Source organism: Mesorhizobium sp. M4A.F.Ca.ET.050.02.1.1, assembly GCF_003997725.1.
Classification (GTDB): Bacteria; Pseudomonadota; Alphaproteobacteria; order Rhizobiales; family Rhizobiaceae; genus Mesorhizobium.
In genome coordinates this window covers 1-2,171 of sequence record NZ_RZSG01000922.1, presented here as the reverse complement: position 1 = coordinate 2,171, position 2,171 = coordinate 1, and the positions used below count along the sequence as shown (strand labels likewise).

The following is a 2,171-nucleotide window of genomic DNA, read 5'->3' as shown; positions in this document are numbered from 1 at the left end:
CCTTTTGAGCTCGCTGGCCGCCATTCCGGCGGTGGCTTTCATCGCCGCATGCAGCGACTCGGAGGAGGAGGCAAAGGCGGCCGATGCGAAGCCCGCCAACCCGTCGACACCCGCCAAGCCGGCGACGCCGGCCGCCGCCAAGGTGCCGGAAGCGCAGGGCACAGTCGACATGGCGCAACTGCTGAAGCCGGGCGCGCTGCCCGAAAAGCAGCTCGGCAAGGACGACGCCAAGGTCACCATCGTCGAATATGCCTCGATGACATGCCCGCATTGCGCGCATTTCAACGATACAACCTTCCCTGAGTTGAAGACCAAGTACATCGACACCGGCAAGGCGCGCTATATCCTGCGCGAATTCCCCTTCGACCCGAGCGCCGAGGCCGGCTTCATGCTGGCGCGCTGCGCCAAGGATAACTATTTCCCGATGGTCGACGTGCTGTTCAAGCAGCAGCCGAGCTGGGTTGGCGTCAACAACACCAAGGAAGCACTGCTGCAGATATCCAAGCTCGCCGGTTTTACACAGGAGTCCTTTGAGGCCTGCTTGACGGACCAGAAACTTCTGGACGATGTCAGAGCAGTCCAGAAACGCGGCGCGGACGAGTTCAAGGTCGACTCGACGCCGACCTTCTTCATCAATGGGAAGACCTACAAAGGGGCGATGTCGATTGAGGAAATGTCGGCCATCATCGACCCTCTGCTCTGACGTCCAGGCCGCGTCGAAGCGACCGAGCTTCGGCGCGCTCGCCTGTAATGTGGGGCGGCGCGAATGAAATTTTCGCGCCTTCGCCTCCTCGGTTTCAAGTCCTTCGTCGAGCCCGGCGAGTTCGTCATCGAACGCGGCCTTACCGGCATTGTCGGACCGAACGGCTGCGGCAAGTCGAACCTTGTCGAGGCGCTGCGCTGGGTGATGGGCGAAAGCTCCTACAAGAACATGCGCGCGTCCGGCATGGACGACGTGATCTTCTCCGGCTCGGGCACGCGGCCGGCCCGCAACACCGCCGAAGTCACGCTTTTCCTCGACAACACCGACCGCACCGCGCCCGCCGCCTTCAATGACGCCGATGAGTTACAGGTGTCGCGCCGCATCGAGCGCGAGGCGGGCTCGCTCTACCGCATCAATGGCAAGGAAGCACGCGCCAAGGACGTGCAGCTGCTGTTCGCCGACCAGTCGACCGGCGCGCGCTCGCCCTCGATGGTCGGGCAGGGCCGCATCGGCGAACTGATCCAGGCCAAGCCCCAGGCGCGCCGCGCCCTTCTCGAAGAGGCGGCTGGCATTTCCGGCCTGCACACGCGCCGCCACGAGGCGGAACTCAGGCTGAAGGCCGCCGAGCAGAACCTCGAACGGCTGGACGACGTCGTTGGCGAACTGGAGAGCCAGATCGACAGCCTCAAGCGCCAGGCGCGCCAGGCCTCGCGCTTCAAGAACCTGTCGGCCGATATCCGCAAGGCCGAGGCGACGCTGCTACATCTGCGCTGGACGCTGGCCAAGACCCAGGAGGGCGACGCGCGTTCGGCACTTGCCGCCGCGACGACGCTGGTCGGAGACCGCGCCGCCGCGCAGATGGCCGCCGCCAGGGAACAAGGCATCGGCGCCCACAGGCTGCCGGACCTGCGCGACGCCGAAGCTGCCGCCGCCGCCGCCTTCCAGCGCCTGTCGATCGCCAAGACACAGATCGAGGAAGAGGCCGGCCGCATCCGCTCCCGCCAGGTCGAGCTTGAGCGCCGGCTGCAGCAGCTCGACGGCGACATGGCCCGCGAGGAGCGCATGGTGCGCGACAATGCGGATATCCTGGAGCGCCTTCGCGCCGAGGAAGCTTCGCTCAACTCCGAGAATGCCGGTGCCGCCGAGCGCGAGGCCACGACGCGCGCCGCCTTCGAACAGGCCGGGGCGACGCTCTCGCAGAGCGAAGCAAAGCTTGCCGCGCTGACCGCCGAACGGGCCGAGGCCGCCGCCTCGCGGCATCAGATCGAACGAACACTGCGCGAGACCGCCGAGCGTCGCGACCGCTTTGCCCGCCAGCTCGCCGAGGTCGACCGCGAGCTTTCCGACATCGTCGCCCGCATTTCCGGCCTGCCCGATCCGGCCGAGAAGCGGCTGCTGGTCGAGGACGCGCTCGCCCGCCTGGAAGAGAGCGAGGCCGGCGCCATCGCCGCCGAGCAGGCCGTCGCCG

The 2,171-nt window shown here is 66.9% G+C and carries 2 protein-coding genes; both read left to right on the top strand.

Annotation, left to right across the window (positions count from 1 at the left end):
• Positions 1 to 703: DsbA family protein (locus EOA33_RS33180; RefSeq protein WP_210212641.1), on the top strand; the 703-nt coding region annotated here is incomplete at its 5' end.
• A 63-nt stretch (positions 704 to 766) separates the two neighbouring features.
• Positions 767 to 2,171: chromosome segregation SMC family protein (locus tag EOA33_RS33175; RefSeq protein ID WP_145989437.1), on the top strand; the 1,405-nt coding region annotated here is incomplete at its 3' end.